Origin of the sequence: Streptomyces sp. NPDC000345 (assembly GCF_042898825.1) — a bacterium.
Classification (GTDB): domain Bacteria; phylum Actinomycetota; class Actinomycetes; order Streptomycetales; family Streptomycetaceae; genus Streptomyces.
Genome location: NZ_JBIAZE010000007.1, coordinates 360497 through 379415, shown reverse-complemented (window position 1 = coordinate 379415; position 18919 = coordinate 360497). Strand labels below are relative to the sequence as shown.

At 75.0% G+C, this 18919-nt stretch carries 15 protein-coding genes; 6 read left to right on the top strand and 9 right to left on the bottom strand.

Annotated features, from left to right (window positions below):
* Positions 1 to 88: 88 nt before the first annotated feature.
* The 5 genes from ACFY30_RS19660 to ACFY30_RS19640 form a co-directional block, all read right to left on the bottom strand.
* Positions 89 to 1831 (bottom strand): FAD-dependent monooxygenase, encoded by a 1743-nt coding sequence (locus ACFY30_RS19660; protein ID WP_390846430.1) that lies wholly within the window; start codon positions 1829 to 1831, stop codon positions 89 to 91.
* A 156-nt stretch (positions 1832 to 1987) separates the two neighbouring features.
* Complete coding sequence (locus tag ACFY30_RS19655) at positions 1988 to 3466, bottom strand: glutamate-cysteine ligase family protein (protein WP_390846428.1); 1479 nt, start codon at positions 3464 to 3466, stop codon at positions 1988 to 1990.
* 275 nt (positions 3467 to 3741) lie between these two features.
* Complete coding sequence (locus tag ACFY30_RS19650; RefSeq protein WP_390846427.1) at positions 3742 to 9009, bottom strand: hypothetical protein; 5268 nt, start codon at positions 9007 to 9009, stop codon at positions 3742 to 3744.
* A gap of 338 nt (positions 9010 to 9347) precedes the next feature.
* A complete protein-coding gene (locus ACFY30_RS19645) occupies positions 9348 to 9635 on the bottom strand; it encodes a hypothetical protein (protein WP_390846426.1) in 288 nt (95 codons plus the stop codon).
* Entirely contained in the window at positions 9542 to 12283 is a 2742-nt protein-coding gene (locus ACFY30_RS19640) for an NACHT domain-containing protein (protein ID WP_390846425.1), read from the bottom strand. Before ACFY30_RS19640 ends, ACFY30_RS19645 begins: the two co-directional genes overlap by 94 nt.
* A gap of 226 nt (positions 12284 to 12509) precedes the next feature.
* Here ACFY30_RS19640 and rpmG point away from each other — a divergent pair, with 226 nt between their 5' ends.
* From rpmG to gap, 4 genes are all read left to right on the top strand, one after another.
* A complete protein-coding gene (rpmG, locus tag ACFY30_RS19635; RefSeq protein ID WP_390846424.1) occupies positions 12510 to 12674 on the top strand; it encodes a 50S ribosomal protein L33 in 165 nt (54 codons plus the stop codon).
* Between the two features lie 43 nt (positions 12675 to 12717).
* Complete coding sequence (gene ykgO / locus ACFY30_RS19630) at positions 12718 to 12840, top strand: type B 50S ribosomal protein L36 (RefSeq protein WP_390846423.1); 123 nt, start codon at positions 12718 to 12720, stop codon at positions 12838 to 12840.
* A gap of 112 nt (positions 12841 to 12952) precedes the next feature.
* Entirely contained in the window at positions 12953 to 13909 is a 957-nt protein-coding gene (locus ACFY30_RS19625; protein ID WP_390661544.1) for a GlxA family transcriptional regulator, read from the top strand.
* A gap of 109 nt (positions 13910 to 14018) precedes the next feature.
* Complete coding sequence (gene gap / locus ACFY30_RS19620; RefSeq protein ID WP_390846422.1) at positions 14019 to 15017, top strand: type I glyceraldehyde-3-phosphate dehydrogenase; 999 nt, start codon at positions 14019 to 14021, stop codon at positions 15015 to 15017.
* A gap of 127 nt (positions 15018 to 15144) precedes the next feature.
* On the opposite strand, the gene ACFY30_RS19615 is transcribed toward gap, so the two are convergent.
* From ACFY30_RS19615 to ACFY30_RS19605, 3 genes are read right to left on the bottom strand one after another with little or no spacing between them, the layout of a single operon-like run.
* The gene (locus ACFY30_RS19615) at positions 15145 to 15405 is read right to left on the bottom strand and encodes a glycoside hydrolase family 3 C-terminal domain-containing protein (protein WP_390846421.1); all 261 of its coding nucleotides are present in this window, start codon (positions 15403 to 15405) and stop codon (positions 15145 to 15147) included.
* Between the two features lie 26 nt (positions 15406 to 15431).
* On the bottom strand, positions 15432 to 16172 hold the full coding sequence (locus ACFY30_RS19610; RefSeq protein ID WP_390846420.1) for a glycoside hydrolase family 3 N-terminal domain-containing protein: 741 nt from the start codon (positions 16170 to 16172) through the stop codon (positions 15432 to 15434).
* Positions 16112 to 16471, bottom strand: coding sequence for a glycoside hydrolase family 3 N-terminal domain-containing protein (locus tag ACFY30_RS19605; protein ID WP_390846419.1), 360 nt, complete (start codon positions 16469 to 16471; stop codon positions 16112 to 16114). Before ACFY30_RS19605 ends, ACFY30_RS19610 begins: the two co-directional genes overlap by 61 nt.
* Before the next feature lie 98 nt (positions 16472 to 16569).
* Here ACFY30_RS19605 and ACFY30_RS19600 point away from each other — a divergent pair, with 98 nt between their 5' ends.
* Positions 16570 to 16959 carry a TetR family transcriptional regulator C-terminal domain-containing protein gene (locus ACFY30_RS19600; RefSeq protein WP_390846418.1) on the top strand — a complete coding sequence of 130 codons (390 nt, stop codon included), beginning with the start codon at positions 16570 to 16572 and terminating at the stop codon, positions 16957 to 16959.
* On the opposite strand, the gene ACFY30_RS19595 is transcribed toward ACFY30_RS19600, so the two are convergent.
* The gene (locus ACFY30_RS19595) at positions 16956 to 17849 is read right to left on the bottom strand and encodes a PhzF family phenazine biosynthesis isomerase (RefSeq protein ID WP_390846417.1); all 894 of its coding nucleotides are present in this window, start codon (positions 17847 to 17849) and stop codon (positions 16956 to 16958) included. The two genes, ACFY30_RS19600 and ACFY30_RS19595, sit on opposite strands and share 4 nt — an antisense overlap.
* Positions 17850 to 17933: 84 nt before the next feature.
* On the opposite strand from ACFY30_RS19595, the gene ACFY30_RS19590 reads away from it, so the two are divergent.
* Entirely contained in the window at positions 17934 to 18836 is a 903-nt protein-coding gene (locus tag ACFY30_RS19590) for a LysR family transcriptional regulator (protein ID WP_390846416.1), read from the top strand.
* Positions 18837 to 18919: the final 83 nt, after the last annotated feature.

Below are 18919 nucleotides of genomic sequence, written 5' to 3'. Positions count from 1 at the left end.
CTCTGTGATTACTCTCGTCAAGAAACTGCACAACATTGTTTCCGCGGGGAGCGGGACACGACCACCGGGCGCAAGGACCCGCGCCAGGTCAGCGCATGGGCACCGCCGTCCGCACGGAGAGGGCGGCGAGCTGGTCGGACAGCGCGGCGGCGGCGTCGGCGAGCGGGAAGCGTGAGCCGAGGTACCCGTCCGGACGGACGACGAAGCCGGTCGGGCCGTCGGGCCGGTAGAGGCGGGCGAACTCCCCGGCCGCGTCGCGGTACGCGGGGACGGCGAGGGTGTCGGGGGCGGCCGCGGCGGCCTCCCGGGCCAGGACGGCGACGATCGCCGTGCCGGGCAGGGCGGGGGACTCCGTCAGGCCCGGGGCGGACCGCCCGGGACCGCCCGGCCCCTGGCCGCCGGCTGCCGGTGTCCCCACGACGGCCTCGGCGGCGCCGGCCGCCCCGGCGAGGTCGTCGAGGTGGGCCGCGTACAGGAGCACCACGTGCCCGGCGCGGCCGCGCAGAACGTCGAGCAGACGCAGCGGGCAGGCCGCCGCGGTGAGCGTCAGCCCCGTGCAGTCCGGCGCCCGGTCGCCCGGCTGGGGCGCGTCCGCGGGCCCGGACGGGCGCCCGGCGAGCGGGCCGTGCCGGTAGCCGACCAGGAGCTGGGCCTCCCGCAGCATGACGGTCCGCGCGTCGTCGGGGTCGGCCTCGAAACCGCCCCGGGCGTGCCGCACGGTCCGCCCGACGACCTCCTCACCGACCGGCCGGCGCTCCGCGTCGTACGTCTCCAGCAGCCCGGGCCCCGCATTCCCGCGCACCACGAGGGCGAGCTTCCAGGCCAGGTTCCAGGCGTCCTGGATGCCCGTGTTCATGCCCTGGGCGCCCGTGGGCGGGTGGATGTGGGCGGCGTCGCCCGCGACGAAGACCCGTCCGTCGCCGTAGCGGTCCACGATGCGATGACTGATCCGGAACACGGAGGACCACCGCAGCCGGGACAGGAGGGCCGGCTTCGGGGCGAGCCGGTCGACCACGGCCTGCAGATGGGACAGCTCCGGGGCACGCCCGCCCTCCAGACCGTGCGCCACACCGTCGCCGCCGGGCCCGGCCCCCTGGCCGGCCGTCCGCGTGGACAGCTCGGGCGGGACCAGCATCGACATGCGGTAACGGCCGGAGCCGGGCAGCGGGACGCACACCAGCGCGTCGTCGGTGACACCGTCGGCGGTGCGATGACTGGACCGTATGCCGTACCCGTGCGGCAGATCCCAGTCCGCCTCGACGTCACCCAGCATGTACTCCTCGGCGAAGGCGTCCCCCGCGAAAGCGAGCCCCAGCCCCTTGCGGACCACGCTGTGCGCCCCGTCGCAGCCGACGAGATACCCCGCACGCACCTCCTCCTCCGCACCCGCGGCGGTCCGCAGCCGGGCGGTGACCCCGTCCGGGTCCTGCGTGAACGACAGCAGCTCGGTGCCGCGCTCGATCACCGTGCCCAGTCCGGCGAGGTGGTCCTCCAGCAGCCGCTCGGTCTCGTACTGCGGCAACGCGGCGAAGCCGTACGGCACCTCGGGCGGCAGCACCAGGTCCAGACGCGCCGTCTCCCGCCCGTTGACGTAGACCAGCTGGCCGCGCAGCACGGCGGCGCACTCCAGCACGGCACGGGCGAGCCCGATCCGGTCCCAGATCTCCAGGGTGCGCGGTTGGAGGCCGACCGCCTTCGCGTACGGCAGCCGCGCCGGCAGCCGGTCGACGAGCCGGCAGCGCACCCCGTGCCGCCGCAGCTCGGCGGCGGCACTCAGCCCGACCGGGCCCGCTCCCGCGATCAGTACCTCGGTGGTCGGCGTGTGCGCCACGGGTGCCTCCCAGCGCCTGCCCCCCCCGGCCTGGTCCCACTCCATGGTCACCCCGCGGCACCCGCCCCGCGAGCCGGGCCCCGCGCACCCGGCCGCCCCGGCCCGCACGGGACGCCGGCGACCGTGCTGACGGCCGGTCAGCGAGAAGCGCCCGGATCAGTCGACCGGCCAGGTGTGGACGGGCGCGTTGAGATGCATGTAGTCGATGTACTGCCGGGTCATACGCCGCAACGCCTCATGGCGGTCCGTGTGATCGGCGGCGCTGATGTGATGGAACATCTCCTTCTGCCAGACCGCCCCGTTCCGGGCGGTCACGCACCGCTGCTCGATGACCCCGAGCAGCGGCTCCCGCCACGTCGCGTCCATGCCCGACTGCTCCAGCCCGTGGTGCGCGAGCGGCAGCAGACGCCGCAGGACGAGTTCGGGGACCGGCACCTCGCCCATGCCCGGCCAGTACAGGGGCGCGTCGATGCCGAAGCGTGCGGCGGCGTGCAGATTGTCCTCGGCGGCCTGGAAGGACATCCGCGACCACACCGGCCGCTCCTGCTCGACCAGGGCGCGGGTGAGCCCGTAGTAGAAGGCGCCGTTCGCGAGGGTGTCGGCGACGGTCGGTCCCGCCGGCAGACAGCGGTTCTCCACCCGCACGTGGGGCTGGTCGTGGGCGACCGCGTAGACCGGCCGGTTCCAGCGGTAGATGGTGCCGTTGTGCAGGGTCAGCTCGCCCAGCTCGGGAATGTCGCCCTCGTCCAGGGTCTGTGCGGGGTCCTGCTCGTCGCACAGCGGGAGCAGCGCGGGGAAATAGCGCAGGTTCTCCTCGAACAGGTCGAAGACGCTGGTGATCCACCGCTCGCCGAACCACACCCGCGGACGTACCCCCTGCGCCTTGATCTCCTGCGGGCGGGTGTCGGTGGCCTGCTCGAACAGCGGGATCCGGGTCTCGTGCCACAGTTCCTTGCCGAACAGGAACGGCGAGTTGGCCGCCAGCGCCACCTGGACCCCGGCGATGGCCTGTGCCGCGTTCCAGTACCGGGCGAATTCGTCCGGGGAGACCTGGAGGTGGAACTGGGTGCTGGTGCACGCGGCTTCCGGAGTGATCGTGTCGGCGTAGGTGCGCAGCCGGTCCACGCCGTCCATCTCGATCCGCAGATCCTCGCCCCGCGCCGCGAAGACCTGGTCGTTGAGCATCCGGTAGCGGGCGTTCTCCGACAGGGCCCCCTCGCCGACGTCCTCCTGCCGCAGCGTGGGAAGGATACCGACCATGATCAGATGGGCGTCGGCCGTCGTCGCGCGCTCCTCGGCGTGGTTGAGCGCGGCGCGGATCTCGGACTCCCAGGCATCGGGTCCGCCCTCCGTCAGACGACGGGGCGGCACATTGATCTCCAGGTTGAACCGACCCAGCTCGGTGGACCAGGCCGGGTCCGCGATCGCCTCCAGCACCTCGCTGTTGCGCATCGCCGGCTCGGCCTCGCCGTCGACGAGATTCAGCTCGATCTCCAGCCCCACCCGGGGTCGCTCGGACTCGAACCGGTCCTCGCGCAGCATCTGGGCGAGGACGTCCAGGCACTGCTGCATCTTGATCCGGTAGCGGCGGCGGTCCTCGCGGGTGAAGACCAGCGCCGGGACATCGCGTCCCATCGGTCCTCCCGGCTTCTCCTAGGACGCCTCTCACCTCCAGCGTCGCACCGACGGCCGCCCTCGACCATGCGAGACGGCCACCGCCGCACACGGCACCGGTACCCCCGACCGGGCAGCACCGCGGCGACCGGGGACCCGCTGCTCCTTCGGCGCTTCCGACGGCAGCCGGACCGGCCGCGCACGCCCGGGCCGGACACCCGGCGAACGACCGCGGGAGCGCGCGCCGTTGTGACACGCGCCCGGCGACCCGGACCGGCCTGCGCGAGGGCGCCCCGTCACGCGCCGTCCGGGCGGGCGCGGAGCCTCAGGTGGTCCTCCGGATCCCGCAGCAGACCGCGGTGCGCCGGGTCGGCCAGCAGACGGCGTACCGCGGGTGCCGGCATGCGGACGACCACCGGGTCCGGCAGCGTCACCTCCCGCACGGCCGTCGACCGCCGTCCGGGCCGCACCCGGTCGCTCACCTCCGCCACCACCCGCACGTCCAGCGTGAACTGCACCAGCACCGACTCGGACTTGGGCTTGTGCAGCGGCATCGAGCCGGCCGCGTTCGCCGCCGTGGCGGCGGCACTGCCGGAGCCGTCCACGACACCGAGGAACTGGTTCAACCGGAACGCGTCGGCGTTCAGCACCCCCGCGCCGAAGAGGCCCCGCGCCGAGTTGCCGTGCTCGTTCGCCTGCTGGCCGTCCGTACCCGTCGGACGCGGCGCCTCCAGACCGCTCTGCGCGACCGTCTCGAAGGTCATCTTGTCGCCGACGCCCAGCACCCGTCCCGCCCGCAGCCGGGCGTGCAGGGAGGTGCGCAGGTCCTGGCCGGAGGCACCGGTCGCGTGCACCGGCGGGAGATCCACGCCCGCGGCGGTCAGCAGGGGCAGCGCCGCGATCAGCCACTCCGTCGAGACGGCCTCGCGCAGCACATGGAAGGCCGCCTCGCCGCCGGTCCGGAAGCGCGCGTTCCCGCCCGCCCGTTCGACCGCCTCGTCCACCACCTGCCGCACCCTCGGCGTCCCCCGGAAGCCGTTGACCTGGGCCTCCATGGGAAGCCGCAGCCCGCCGCGCCGCCACGGGCCGAGCCGGTCGGCGCCGCCCTCCTCGGCGGGTACCGCGCGCCGGCCGGCCTGCTCGGGCGGGACCGGGGCGAGCCGGGAGAGCGCGTGCAGGTCGGCGGCCAGGACACGATGGGTCAGGTGCAGGCCGTCCAGGCGCGCGAGGGCCACCCGGCGGTTGCCCGAGAAGATCTCCAAGGTCGCCTCGACCGGTAGGTGCATCCGGGCCGACGGAGCGGACGACGCCTCGGCGACGGTCTTCACGCCCAGCTGGGCCCGCCCGACGCTCGCCGAGCGGCGCGAGTCGCTCGCCGAGAGGCCGAGGCCGGCCGCCGCGCCGGTGCTCTTGAGCGGGCCGGCGCCGCCGTCGGGTTTCCCGGAACCGGCGACGACCGCCTCGACACCCCGGCTGTCGCTCTCGTCGTGTGCGGCGGCCCGCTGTGCGGCGGCGGAGGTGATGTACTCCATGTCCCGGCCGTCGGAGGCGGTCTCGGCGTAGCCGCCCCGACCGGTCCTGCGGACACTGAACACCGCCCGGTACGGCCGCGTGCGCCCGTCGAACAGCTCTACGCCCACGCCACCGTCCATCGCGCTCGACAGCAGGCCCGCCGAGCCGTCCCGGTCCAGCACCCGCAGCAGTCGCTGCACATTGTCGTTGCGGTCCGTCAGCCGGGTGCGCGGCAGCAGGTCGTCGGCGAGCGACGCGCCCAGCCTGCCGCGGATCCGCTCCAGCAGCGGAAGGAAGTCGGGCAGGTCCTCGACCATGCCGAAGCCGAGCGGCAGGGCCTGGGCCAGGGCGGGGACGGGCGCCGGCGGCAGCAGGGACCCGCTCTTCGGCGCGCCGCCGGAGGACTCCGCGCGCTCCTCCTCGGCCCTCGCCGCCGGCGCCGGCGCGGACCGCGAGGACTCCTGGGCTCCCTTCGCCGGCCCGGCCGCCTTCCCCGGTGCGGCCGCCTTCGCCGGCCCGGACGCCTCCCGCTCCTCCTCGCCCGGCACCTTCAGTCCCGCCGCCCGCAGCTGGCGCTCGGTCAGCCACACGCCGACCGCCGCCGGCACCGTACGGCCGCCCCGCGCCACGTACGGACCGCCGCCGGTCACCGCGACCTCGGCCACCATCCGCACCACCAGGTCGCAGCGGACCAGGTACAACGGGCTCTTGCGCGAGGTGTGCGCGTTGCGTTCGACGGTGCCGACGAGCGTGGACGCCGTCGTGTCGCCGCTGCCCAGGGAGCGGCCGGCCGCGACCCCCTCGGCGATGCGCCAGTCGGTGCCGTTCTCCGCTCCCGTCAGGCCGCCCTGCACCGAGGTGCTGTGACTCGTGCCCTCCTGTCCGGTGACCTGGTGCCCGCCCAGGACGAAGGTCTCGGTGCCCGCTCCCGTGCCCTGGTGCACGATCCGCGGCGCGGTCAGCGCGAACCGGGTGCCGACCGCGCCGTTCAGCCCGGCCAGCCGCCGCGCGTACCGCAGGTTCCGCACCACCCAGCCCGCCGAGACCGCTTGCCGCAGCGCCGCCGTCACCGCCTGCGGAGCGAACCGCTCCTCGATCGCGAGCCGCGGCGCCAGCCCCTCCGTCTGCAGCGCCCGGTCCTCCCGCGCCTCCTTGTTGCGGGCGGCCGCCCGCGCCAGCAGCTCGAACGCCAGGTCCCGCACCGGCTGCCCGTCGCCGACCGTCTCCACCAGCGTCCACTCCCGCACGCCCCGGCCGCCCATCTGCCGTGGGGTCAGCCCTGCCAGGTCGCCGATCCCCGATGCCGCGAACTCGGTGCGTAGGTCGCGGTGCCGAGCGGTGCGCGCTGCGGTCCCGGCGTCCAGCCGCCGCTTGGCGTCGTCGTCCAAGGTGAAGGCGGTGGGGGTGAGCAGCCGTACGTCCTGCGCGTCGAGGGGCAGTGTCGCCAGCTCCTCGGCGGTGGGTACGTCCCGGCCCGGCGCACCCGGGGTGAGGGAGCGGGCCGCCTTGCGCTGCCGGGTCGTCATGGTGACACCGACGTTCAGGCGCAGCGCCCCGCCGAACACGCTCGCGTCCTCGGAGCCGTTGGTGAGGACGTCGGTGCGCAGCGTCGGCCCCGCCTGGCCGCGCCGGGTCGTCGTACGGCCCTTCTCGGCGCGCGCCGACAGGGTCAGGGCGCCGGGGATCAGCCGGAACTGACCGAGTGCCGTCCCGCCGACGCTGCGCGAACTGGCGCGCCCGCTCTGCAGGTTGCTGGTCACCCCCGAGTGGCTGCGCACCAGCCAGTCCTTGGTGTCGCCGAGATGGCCGGTCTCCCGGAGCGAGCCGGTCACCTTCAGCTGCACGTCGTGCGTGTGGAAACGGGACTTGCGGCGCAACCGGACCCGGATGCCCGTCGACAGCAACTGGTCCTTGTGGACGCGCAGGTTGGTCTCCGACAGGACGGTGACCAGCTCACGGTAGTTGCGCCGCTGGACCTCGGCCTCCTCCGGGCTCGGCTCGCGCGGCTGCGCCTCCTCCCCGAAGGCGGGCAGAAAGCCGCCGAGCCGGGGATCGGTGGCGAACAGGTTCCGCACGGCCCGCATCATCGGGGCGGTGTCCAGGCGGCTGATCGCCACGCTGGAGCCCATCGCGCCGAAGGGCAGATGCCGAACGACATGTCCGGGGGCCGCGCTTGCGGCCGCCTGCCGCCCGGCGGCCCCTTGCCCGGCAGCGTCTCGCCCGGCAGCGTCTCGCTCGGCGGCCTCGGCGGCCTCGGCGGCCTCGGCGGCCTCGGCGGCCTCGGCGGCCTCGGCGGCCTCCGTGGACCTGATGCCGCCCTTTCCCTTGCCCTTCCCCCGACTCTCGCCCTCGGTGTCCCCCGGGGGCCGTTGCGGACGTCTGACGAACTCCTCGGCCGTCACGCCCTCCGGCAGCGGCAGCCCCAGCTCCTGGGCCTCGTCGGCACGGAGGCTGATCCAGACCCGCATCGTGTGGTGCGCCGTACGGCCGCCGCCCCGCGCCCGGGTGAGCGGCGTCGAGGGCCCGCTGCCCTCGACGGTGAAGAGCACGGTCCCCAGGTAGAGCACCTTGTCGCCGCGCACCTCCGCGCCCTGCCGGCTGGCCACGGTCTGCTCGGCCACGCTGAACCGGGTCTGCCGCGCCCCGGCCACCGGCATGACCGTGCCGCGCACGGCGGCCGCGTTGCCCAGGACACCGAACCCCGCCGCGGGGCCGATGCCGAAGGCGCCGCCGCGGCCCTTCCCCGCCGTGTCCGTGACCGCGTGCTGGGTCTGCTGGTGCGTACGCAGCTGCGTCCTGCCGGTGCTCCAGCCGGGGGCCAGCCCGGTGATCGTGGCGTGCATCCGGTAGGTGCCGGTGGTGGTGCCGTCCCGGCTGGTCAGGTCCTCGCCCACCACCCCGTCCCGCAGCAGCCGCGGCAGGTCCTCCAGCACGGTCGCGGTGGCGGTGGCCTCGTACAGACGCGCCCGGCCGGGGGCGCCGGGCCAGGTCAGCGACGGGTGCAGGGCCGAGGCGACCGCGTCGAACAGTCCGCCCCCGCCCTGGTGCGGGGCGGCGGTGTCCGAGACCGCGAGCGGGGCCATGGAGTCGGCCAGCGACACCGCCCGGGCGGTCTCGGGGGACACCGGAGCCGGCCGGGGCGCCGGCCCGGCGGCGGCCGGCACCAGATGCTCCACCGGCACCCGCATGGTGAGGGTGCCGGCCCCACTGGACTCCCGAGCGGCACGCTCGCCGTCCTTCATGATCCGCACGCCGTAGCGGACCCGGCGCGGGACCTCGACGGACCCCTTGTCGCTGCGCAGCACGCGCGGCTCCGCCATGTTCCGCTGGGTGCGGGAGTCCCGGGACGACTGGAAGGGCTGGGCGTTGACGGTCGCCGCCCCGCCGAGCCAGACGCCGGGCGCCACGGGCGCCAGCCCGAACGCGGTGAACGCGGCGCCCTTCGACGCGGACGAGCCCGTGCCGTGGGCGACCGTGGCGGCGGTGTGGTGCTGCACGTCCACCTTGGTGGCGGCGCCCTCGGCGTCGGGACCCTCGGGAGAGAAGAGGCCGGGACGGTCGTCGTCGGCGGGGGAGACCCGTACCGTGACGTCGTAGCGGTCCGTGCCCCGTACACCGGTGACGGCGAAGGCCCGCCCGCTCCCGTAGAAGGACTCGGGCCGCCCCGCGAGCTCGGCGGCGATCCCGGCGACCACGCCGTCGCGGTGCCCGACCACGCCCGCCAGTGTCGCGGTGACGAACTCGTGGCCGGTGAGCCCGTATGCCGTGGACAGTCCCGGCGCCTCCATGTCCCGCAGATACGGCGGGAGTTGCAGGGCGTCCTCCTCGACCACGGTCGGCAGCTGTGCCCCGGGGGACCGCCTGCGGGCGGTGGACGGCCCCGCCGCGCTCATGGCCGCGACGGTGGCGGCGTTGCCCGCGGTCTGCTGAAGCCCCAGCAGGGGGTTCGGGCGACCGCTCGGACCGGCCGCGCGGGGTGCCGGGACCGTCCGTGGGGACTGCTCGCGGGGACTGCCGTGGCGGTCGTAGCCCGCCTGCCGCTGATCTCGCACGCGCGTCAGCGTAAGGACGCCGGGAGGCGGGCCACGGGCCTCGCGCCCAGTGTTCAACTTCCGTACACGGAAGGATCGTTCCTGTCCCCGCGGCGACACCCGGGCGCACGGCTCCCGACGGCCCGACGCCCGGCCGCCGCCCCACCACGCGCCTCTGGCCCTCCGGCCGCCCGGCTGCCCGACCGGCCCGTCGGAGTGCGACAGCGCGGGGGCCGACGCCCGCCGAGTCGGTGCGAAACAACGCGCGGGCCGACGCCCCGCCGAGCCGGCACGGGACACCGCGAGCGCCGCCGGCCACCGCCGGGTCCTCGTGGGACCCGGCGCACGCCGCCTCGCGGTCAGGGCTGTGGCTGGTGCTGTCCGGGGGAGTCCTGCGGGCGGGGCGCGGGAGGCCGCCCGCCGGGTTGCCCAGCGGCCGTCTCCTCGGTGGTCCGTGCCGCCAGCCGTTCCTGCAGGCGCACATGCCGGAACTCGTAGAGCGCCCCGGAGTGCCTCAGCACGCCCCGCCGGTGCGCGTCCTCCAGGAACCGCATCAGCCGCCAGGGCGCCCGCCCGGTGACCGCCAGCCAGATCCGCGCCGTGCCCAGCCGGCCCCAGGCGCTGAGCGCGAGCGCGCTGGTGCCCACCGGCACCCACACCTCCGTGTGCATGGTGCCCAGGGTGGTGCCCCGGCCGGTGGCCGAGATGAACGCCAGACAGCCGCCGCCCGCCACGAGCGCCGCGACGGCACTGCGCGCGAGGGTGGCGGCGCGGTCGGTGCGCAGGGTGCTCGGCGGGTCGGCGGCACGGATGGTGTCGGCAGGGGTGTTGAGGGCGAGGAAGACACCGGAGGCGCAGCCGCCGATCGCGCCGACGAGGACGCCGAAGGCCACGAACGGCTCCACGGCGTCCCGGACGATCGCGCCGGTGCCGCGGTGCCGCGGTGCACGAGCCAGAGCTCGACGTCGCGCGGCAGGGCGACCACCAGGTTGTGGGCGTCGACGGCCCGGCCCCGCCAGCTCTGCGGTGTGCCCTGCCACACGAGCACCCAACGGTCCCCCCGCGCCTGGATCCGCACCGTCCCCTCGTACGTTCCGCGCCGCTCGTCCCACGAGATCCGGGCACCCTCGTGGACGGCGAACGGACGGGCGAGCGCGGTCCGGCTCACCAGCTCGACGCGCCGGGGCCGTGCCGACTCGACCGACCGCCGTCCGTCGGTCATGCCGAGGCGCCAGCCGTCGACCTCCGCGCCGGCCGTGACCCGCGCCCCGGCCGGATGGTGGATCTCGTACGCGGCGAAGGCGCCCGTGACACCGCCGACGACGGCCCCGGCGCAGACGCCGATCAGGGTGCAGGCCAGCAGACCCCGCCCCAGCCCACGGGCGAAGCCGCGCAGGACGGCGGCCGGACCCGCGTACGGTTCCACGCCCCGGGCCCCGCGCCGCGGTTGACCGGCGAGCGTCAGCAGCAGCCCGGCCAGGCAGCAGGTCACCGCCGGGACGGCCGCCCGGAAATAGCCGTAGCTCGCGAGACCGGCGAAGAGGATCACACCGCCCAGTGCGCGCACGGCCCGCGGGCCGCTCGGGCTGCCCGTCCACGGCAGGCTCAGCGGCAGGGGCCGGCGGGGCAGCCCGCCGACGGCGAACATCAGGGACAGGACCAGCCCGAAGACGCACCCGTTCAGGAACCAGGCGGGCCTCGGCGTGATCACGGCCCCGAGCCGCGCGCCGACGAGGGGCGGGACGCACCAGCCCGTCACGAGGGCGAGGAGTGCCGCCGCGACCGTCATCGTCAGCGCCGTGCGCGTCAGCTGCCGTGGCCCGGGCGGTGCCGCGGGCTCGGCGGGCAGCATCCGGGCCAGTCCGAAGCACAGGCCGGCCAGCAGTCCCGCGAGGTTGAGCACCGCCGACAGGACGCTGTCCCAGTTGCCGACGACGCCACCGCCGTACAGGGCCAGCGGCACGAGCACCGCGGCGGTGGCGAGCAGGGCCGAGCCGGCGGGACCGAGCACGCGCAGCCACGGCGGCATCGCGGACGGCAGCTCCCACCAGCCGAGCTGCCACATGGCCCGGGCGCCCGAAGGGAGCCGGGCCAGGCACCGCAGCCACCGGTGCGCGGCGTCCGGGCGCCAGATCCCGTCCTCGTCGGCGAAGGCGGCCGGGACGAAGGAGTCCAGCAGGTGTCCCTCGACGGCCGACGCCGAGGGGAAGCGGGCGGGCTCCGTGAGCTCGGACGGGTCGCGGGAGGTGTCCCCGTACACCGTGCGCGCCAGCGCCACCATCAGCGGTGACCTCAGTACGGCGGTCAGCGGGGCGGTCGGCGCGTCGAGGACGGCCGTCCAGACGGTCACCGGACGGCCGTTCGGACGTGTCCCCCCGATCGGGCGCGCGGTGCTCTCCAGATACTCCCTGGCGGTCTCCGGGTCCAGCGGACGCAGCCTGATCACCTCGGCGGCCGTCAGGACGTCTCCTCCGGCCTCGCCCAGTGCACGGCCCCAGTCCTCGTCGCGGCAGGTCAGCACGACGGGCAGCCGCTCGTCGAGTTCCGCGTTGAGCCGGCTCAGCGCCCGAGCGTGCGACGCCCGGGGGATCTCGTCGAAGCCGTCCAGCACCGGCAGGACGAGCCCCTCGTCCAGCAGTTCGCGAGCCAGCGTGCGGCCGCCTCGCACGGCGGCCAGCGGCCGGTACTCGGCGGCCAGCCGTTCGGCCAGCCAGGCGCGCAGGCCGACGGCGCCGGGTTCCCAGCTCGCCAGGGGGAGGAGGACGGGGACCGGGTCCGCGGGCTGCCGGGTGCCGAGCAGGTCCAGGACGAACCGGAGGGCGAGAACGGTCTTGCCCGCGCCGGGTTCGCCGAGCACGACCAGCCGGCGGGACGGGATGTCACGGAAGGTGCCGGCGATGCGGTCGAGCCGCTGGTCCCCGTCGCGCGGAGCGGGCAGCGGCCGCCCGGGCCGGACGTTGTGCTCGTGGTCGGCGAGCGGCGGACCCACCCGCGTCCAGCGGACGTCGAGCGGCGCCGGGTCCTGCAGCCGGCGCCTGCGGGCCTCCGGCGCCCACTGGGCCAGCACGGCCCGGGAGAGTTCGTCGGTCGCCCGTCGCCGTCGCTCGGGCCCGGCGGCCGGGTCCGCCGCCGGCTCCCGCAGCAGGTCGGCCGCGAGCGCACAGACCGAGACGAACGCCGAGACCGCCGAGATCCACATCGATGTCGCGTCCGCGTCCCCGCCCCCGGCCGCCAGGACCACGGTCAGCGCGGTCAGCGCCAGGGCGACGGCGCCCAGGCCGACGCACCGCTGCACCCGAGCCTCTCGTAGTGCTGCCCACATGCCGGAACCCCCGTGCCCGTGATCGGTTCGCCTTCCCTGTCGCGAACGACGCGACGGGGGGAGACGTACCGGCGCCGGGGAGGCGCACGGGAGCATGCCGGGGGCACGTGCTCGATCCACGGGGAATGCGGGGGCCGGGTCCCTTGTTGCAGCCCGCGACTGACATGTTCGGGTCAGTCGAAAGCGAAGGGAGGACGCCATGGCACGCACCACCACGCGCCCTGTCGTCAGGCTGAAGTCGACGGCCGGTACCGGTGTCACCTACGTGACCCGCAAGAGCCGTCTCAACGACCCCGACCGCCTCGTCCTGCGCAAGTACGACCCGGTGGCCGGCCGCCACGTCGCGTTCCGCGAGGAGCGCTGAACATCCCCGCCGCCGGCGGGCCCGTACGAAGGAGGACATCGCCGTGAAGGTCCGCAGATCCCTGCGCTCGCTGAAGGCCGAGCCGGGATCACAGGTGGTCCGCCGACGGGGCGTGACCTTCGTGATCAACAAGAGGAACCCCCGCTTCAAGGCCCGCCAGGGCTGAGAGACATCCGGTGACAGGCCCCCGGCCGGCCCGGCTCCCGGACACCCCGGGAGCCGGGCCGCCGTGTTCGGCGCGTCGCGGCCGTACCGCTCACGCCCCGTACCCTTTCCCCGTGCCGCCCACCCCCCTCCGCCGTGCCGCCGTCCTCGTGCTCGAAGGCGCCAAGCCGCTCGACGTCGGCATCCCCGCGCAGGTGTTCACGACCCGCGCGAGCATGCCGTACGAGGTACGCGTGTGCGGGGCCGCGCCCGGGCTGGTGACCGGCGGCGACGGGTTGTCGTACCACGTGGCGCACGGCCTGGAGGCGCTCGCCTGGGCCGAGATCGTCTTCATCCCCGGCTACCGTTCCCCCGACCGTGAGGACCCGCCGCGGGCGGTCGTCGACGCGCTGCTCGCCGCCCACGCCCGGGGCGCCCGGCTGGCCGCCATCTCCACGGGGGCCTTCGCGCTCGCCGCCACGGGCCTGCTCGACGGCAGACGCGCCACCACGCACTGGCACTACGCGCGGGCGCTGGCGGCGAAGCACCCGCTCGTGCGGGTCGACGAGAACGTCCTGTTCGTCGACGAGGGCAGCGTGCTCACCTCGGCGGGCGCCGCCTCGGGCATCGACCTGTGCCTGCACATCCTGCGCGGCGACCTCGGCGTGGCCGCCTCCAACCACGCGGCCCGGCGCCTGGTCGCGGCGCCCTACCGCAGCGGCGGCCAGGCGCAGTACGTGCCGCGCAGCGTGCCGGAGCCGCTGGGCGAACGGTTCGCCGCCACCCGCGAGTGGGCCCTGCACCGGCTCGACGAACCCCTCACCCTCGAGACGCTCGCCCGGCACGCGGCGGTCTCGCCCCGCACCTTCTCGCGCCGCTTCGTCGAGGACACGGGATACACGCCCATGCAGTGGGTGATGCGCGCCCGCATCGACCGGGCCCGCGAACTGCTCGAACGCTCCGAGCGCGGCGTGGAACAGATCGCGAACGACGTCGGCCTCGGCACCGGAGCGAACCTGCGGCTGCACTTCCAGCAGATCCTCGGCACCACCCCGAGCGAATACCGCCGCACCTTCACCCGCGGCGCGTAGCCGCTTGCCGGCCCTGGCTGGCGAGATCCTTGCGAACCATGGCGCTCGCGCCCCGGTCACGGGCGCCCGCCGCACGCGAGGCTGGTGGCGAACCGAAGGGACACCACTCATGACTCGCATCGCCGTCAACGGATTCGGCCGCATCGGACGCAACGTGCTGCGCGCGCTCCTCGAACGCGACAGCGACCTGGAGATCGTCGCCGTCAACGACCTCACGGAGCCCACCGCCCTCGCGCGGCTGCTCGCCTTCGACTCGACGGCCGGCCGGCTTGGCCGCCCGGTCACCGTCGACGACGGCGCCCTCGTCGTCGACGGCCGTCGCATCAAGGTGCTCGCCGAGCGCGAACCGGCCAACCTGCCGTGGGCCGCGCTCGACGTCGACATCGTGCTGGAGGCGACCGGCCGCTTCACCTCCGCCAAGGCCGCCCGCGCCCACCTCGACGCGGGCGCGAGGAAGGTGCTCGTCAGCGCGCCCTCGGACGGCGCCGACGTCACGCTCGCCTACGGGGTCAACACCGACGCCTACGACGCGGACCTGCACACGATCGTCTCGAACGCCTCCTGCACGACCAACGCGCTCGCCCCGCTGGCCGCGGTCCTCGACGACCTCGCCGGCATCGAGCACGGCTTCATGACGACGGTGCACGCCTACACGCAGGAGCAGAACCTCCAGGACGGCCCGCACCGCGACCCCCGCCGCGCCCGTGCCGCCGGGGTCAACATCGTGCCGACCACGACGGGCGCCGCCAAGGCGATCGGCCTCGTGCTGCCGAACCTGGACGGCAAGCTGTCCGGCGACTCGATCCGCGTGCCCGTCCCGGTCGGTTCGATCGTCGAGCTGAACACGACCGTCGCCCGCGACGTGACACGCGACGAGGTGCTCGCCGCGTACCGTGCCGCCGCCGAGGGCCCGCTCGCCGGCATCCTCGAATACTCGGAGGACGCCCTGGTCTCGTCCGACATCACGGGCAACCCGGCCTCGTCGATCTTCGACTCGGCCCTCACCCGCGTCGACGGCCGCCACATCAAGGTGGTCGCCTGGTACGACAACGAGTGGGGCTTCTCCAACCGCGTGATCGACACCCTCGAACTCCTCGCCGCCCGCTGACCGCACGGGCACACGGACCTACGGGCCGGTGAAGGTGGCTCGCCCGCGACGTGATCCGCCGCCGCGGGCCGTATGTCTCGCACACGGTGCGGCGCCGTCCGCCGGCGGGACGCGGCGCAGGAGCGGCTCACGGGAGTCCGATGCCGTGGCCGTACGAGAAGAGAGGGTCCTGCGTGTCGTTGGGCACGTCCGGCCGGGACGCCTCCACCGCTGCCATGGAACGCGGCAGTTCGAACGGGAGGCGGCCCTCGGCACGGGCCCGGCCGAAGGCCACGTCCAGGAGTGCCGCGTCCGAGGCGCCGTAGTCGGCGACCAGGGCGGCCGCACGCTCCGCGATCTCCGGGAGGACGGCGGGCCGTTCGAGGTTGACGCACACCAGCGTGGGCACCGTGTCGAGGAGCCGCAGGATCTCCTTCAGCTCCTCGTCGGGAACGCCAGGGAACCCGCGTGGAAGAACGACTCGAAGGCGCCGGGGCGTGGCTCGTAGGGGGTGCGCAGGCGCAGGACGGCCACGTCCGCGTCGGCCGGGTCGGTGACGATGTTGCCGTAGGCCGCGGCCGCCTCCTGGTTCATCCCCTGGACGTACAGCTCGGGACGGCCCCGCAGGGGCAGCAGGCCGCGGTTCTCCAGCACGGTGAGCGAGCGCCGCTGGGCCGCCTCGCCCAGGGCGGTGAACTCACGGGCGCCGACGGTCTCCTCGGCGCGGTCCGGGTCGACGTACGGGTTCTCGAAGAGCCCCAGCACGAACTTCTCGCGCAGCAGCCGCCGTACGGAGGCGTCGATCCGCTCCTCCGCGACGCGGCCGGTGCGCACCAGCTCGACGATCACCTCGGGGCACTGCTCCCCGCCGAACTGGTCGGTGCCCGCGTCCAGCGCCTTCGCCGCGCGTTCGGCGACGCTCAGGTGCTCGACGCCCCAGGCGCGGGCCTCGGCCGGTTGGCCCATGATCTCCGCGTCGCTGAGCAGGCCCCAGTCGGTGCAGACGATGCCGTCGAAGCCGAGGCGTTCGCGCAGCAGGCCGGTCAGGACATCCTTGTTGAAGCCGAAACCGACCTCCTCCCAGTCGGTGCCGACGGGCTGGCCGTAGTACGGCATCACCTGCGAGCACCCGGCCTCCACGGCCGCCCGGAACGGGGCCAGGTGGTACTCGCGCATGCCGCCCGGGTACACCTGCTCCTTGCGTGCGGGAAGTGCGGGTCCTCGCCGTCCTTCTGGGGCCCGCCGCCGGGGAAGTGCTTGACCATCGCGGCGACCGACCGCGGGCCGAGGCGCGGGCCTTGCAGCCCCCGCACGTACGCGGCCGCCAGCTCGCCGCTGACCTGCGCGCTGGAGCCGAACGTGCCCGACTGGCGGGACCAGCGGGGCTCGGTGGCCAGGTCGATCTGCGGGTGCGGGGCGACCCGGAAGCCGACCGCCAGGTACTCGCGGCGGACCGTGTCGGCGAACCTCTCCACCAGCGCCGGATCACCGATCGCGGCCAGGCCCAGCGGTTCGGGCCAGGCCCCTCGGAGAGGTTCTTCCGGGAGGAGTTCTCCACGTCACCGAGTGCTACGTGAGCCTGCTCCGGCTCACCGAGTACAACGCCGCCCGCCTCGGCCGCACCCGTATGTCCAACGTGCTCGCCGCGGAGGCGGGCGACCCGGGACACCCCGCCCACCCCTACTTCGTCCGGCGCTACGCCGAACTCGTCTCGGTCATGTCGGCCTCGCTGCAACGAGGCGTGGAGAGCGGCGAGTTGAGGCCGGGAACGGATGTCGTCGGGGTGGCCGAGGAGACGGCCGCCGTGATGGACGGCCTGCAGCTCCAGTGGGTCCTCGACCCCAAGGGCTTCGACATGCCGGCCCGCTTCCACGCCTACGCCGACCGGCTCCTGCGCGGCATGACGACGCGGGCGACGGGCCTCCCGGAGGAACCCGCACCCCGCGCCCCCTCGCCCTCCTAGCCGATCGGCACGGCCCGCCCCGTGACCCGGACGCGCGGGTCCCGCGGGCCCACCTCGATCAGCAGGTCGCTGGGGCGGCCCATGTCCTCCCCCTGGCGGATCGTGATCCTGGCCGGGCCGGTGACGAGGCCCACCGTGCGGAGGTAACCGCCGAACGCCGCGGCGGCCGCCCCCGTCGCCGGATCCTCCACGACGCCGCCGACGGGGAAGGGGTCGCGGGCGTGGAAGTGCTCCGGCGACTCACGCCACACGAGGTGGACGGTCGTCCAGCCGTACCGCCGCATCACCTCGGCGAGTCCGTCGAAGTCGTAGTCCAGGTCCGCCAGCCGCGCCCGTGAGGCGGCGGCCAGGACCAGGTGGTCGTTGCCGCCGAACGCCACATGCGGAGGCAGCGCCGGGTCCAGGTCGCCGGGGGCCCAGCCCAGGGCCTTCAGCGCCGCGTCCAGCTCGGTGCTCGAGGCGGGGCGCGATCGCGTCGCGACGCTGGTGAGCGCGGCCAGTACCGCGCCCTCGCCGTCCACCCTGGTGGCCACGGGAATCTCGCCCGCGGCGGTGTCCAGGACGATCTCCCCGGGGCCCAGCCGCTCGGCGAGGGCGACCGCCAGCGCGACGGTCGCGTGCCCGCAGAAGGCCACCTCGGCGAGCGGGCTGAAGTAGCGCACCCGGAAACGGCGCGCCACCTCGTCCCGGCCGGTCACGAAGGCCGTCTCGGAGTAGCCGACCTCGGCGGCGACGGCGAGCATCGCCGCCTCGTCCAGCCCGGCGGCGTCGAGTACGACCCCGGCGGGGTTGCCTCCCGCCGGGTCGTCGGTGAAGGCCGTGTAGCGCAGGGTGTCGGCGTGCGGCTCGGGGTGGCTCACGGGGTTCGTCCCGCTCACGTCGGTGGTCATGGCTCCACGCTGCCATCCCGGGTCCATCGAGTCCAACGATGAAGCCCGATCCCGTCGATCGGGATGTCGCATAGCATGGCGTTCGTGGACACCCGCCTGCTGCACACCTTCGCCGCACTCGCCCGCACGGGCAGCTTCACCGCCGCCGCCGCCGAGCTTCACCTGGCCCAGTCCACGGTCACCGTGCACATCCGCACCCTGGAGCGGGAGCTCGGCACCCGGCTCTTCGACCGCCTGCCCACGGGCGCGCTGCTCACCGAATCCGGCCGACGGCTGCTGGACGGCGCCGAGGAGGTGCTCGACGCCGTGGCCCGGCTGAAGGCCGCCGGTTCCGGCGACGGCGCGGTGGGAGGGCGGGTGGTCGTGGGCACTCCTGAGTCGCTGTGCTCCAGCCGGCTGCCGGACCTGATCGCCGCCCTGCGCACCAGCCACCCCGAGGTGGACGTCCGGCTGGACGCGGCCGGCACCGCGGAGTGCGTCGAGGGGGTGCGGTCCGGACGCCTGGACCTGGCGCTGCTGCTGGAGGAGGAGGCGGACTTCCCCGATCTGACGACCGAGCAGGTCGCCCGCGAGCCCCTCGCCCTCCTCTGCGCTCCCGGCCATCCGCTCGCCGCGCGGGCCCGTGCGGCGACCTGGGCGGAACTCGCGGCGGAGCCCTTCTTCCTCCTGGAGCAGGGCTGTTCCTACAGCGACGAGCTGGAGCGGCGGCTGCTCGCCGTGCCCGGTGCACGGCCGCGGCTGACCCGGTTCGGCAGCGTGGACGCGGCACGCTCCTGCGTCGCCGCCGGCCTGGGCCTGACCCTGCTGCCGCTCACGACCGCGCGGGAGCACCTGCGCCAGGGACGGCTGGCGCGGGTCCGCGGCCCGCGGTTCGCGGACGTACCCGTGCGGCTGGCCCGCCACCGCAGACGGTGGACGGCACCGGCCGCACAGGTGTTCACCCAGGAGCTGGTACTCCACTTCTCCGGGCGCGACGTCGTGGAGTGAGATACGCCTCCACCTCGCTGAACCGCCCCGCAGACCGGCCGGTGTTGGCGCCGACGGCCAGCGGCGGGTGACGCAGGACGGTG

Bases quoted from the DNA above. Each gene is read 5' to 3' on its own strand.
- ACFY30_RS19595 (WP_390846417.1), bottom strand. From the start codon at position 17,849: ATGACCACCGACGTGAGCGGGACGAACCCCGTGAGCCACCCCGAGCCG.
- ACFY30_RS19610 (WP_390846420.1), bottom strand. From the start codon at position 16,172: ATGCGCGAGTACCACCTGGCCCCGTTCCGGGCGGCCGTGGAGGCCGGG.
- gap (WP_390846422.1), top strand. From the start codon at position 14,019: ATGACTCGCATCGCCGTCAACGGATTCGGCCGCATCGGACGCAACGTG.
- rpmG (WP_390846424.1), top strand. From the start codon at position 12,510: ATGGCACGCACCACCACGCGCCCTGTCGTCAGGCTGAAGTCGACGGCC.
- ACFY30_RS19655 (WP_390846428.1), bottom strand. From the start codon at position 3,466: ATGGGACGCGATGTCCCGGCGCTGGTCTTCACCCGCGAGGACCGCCGC.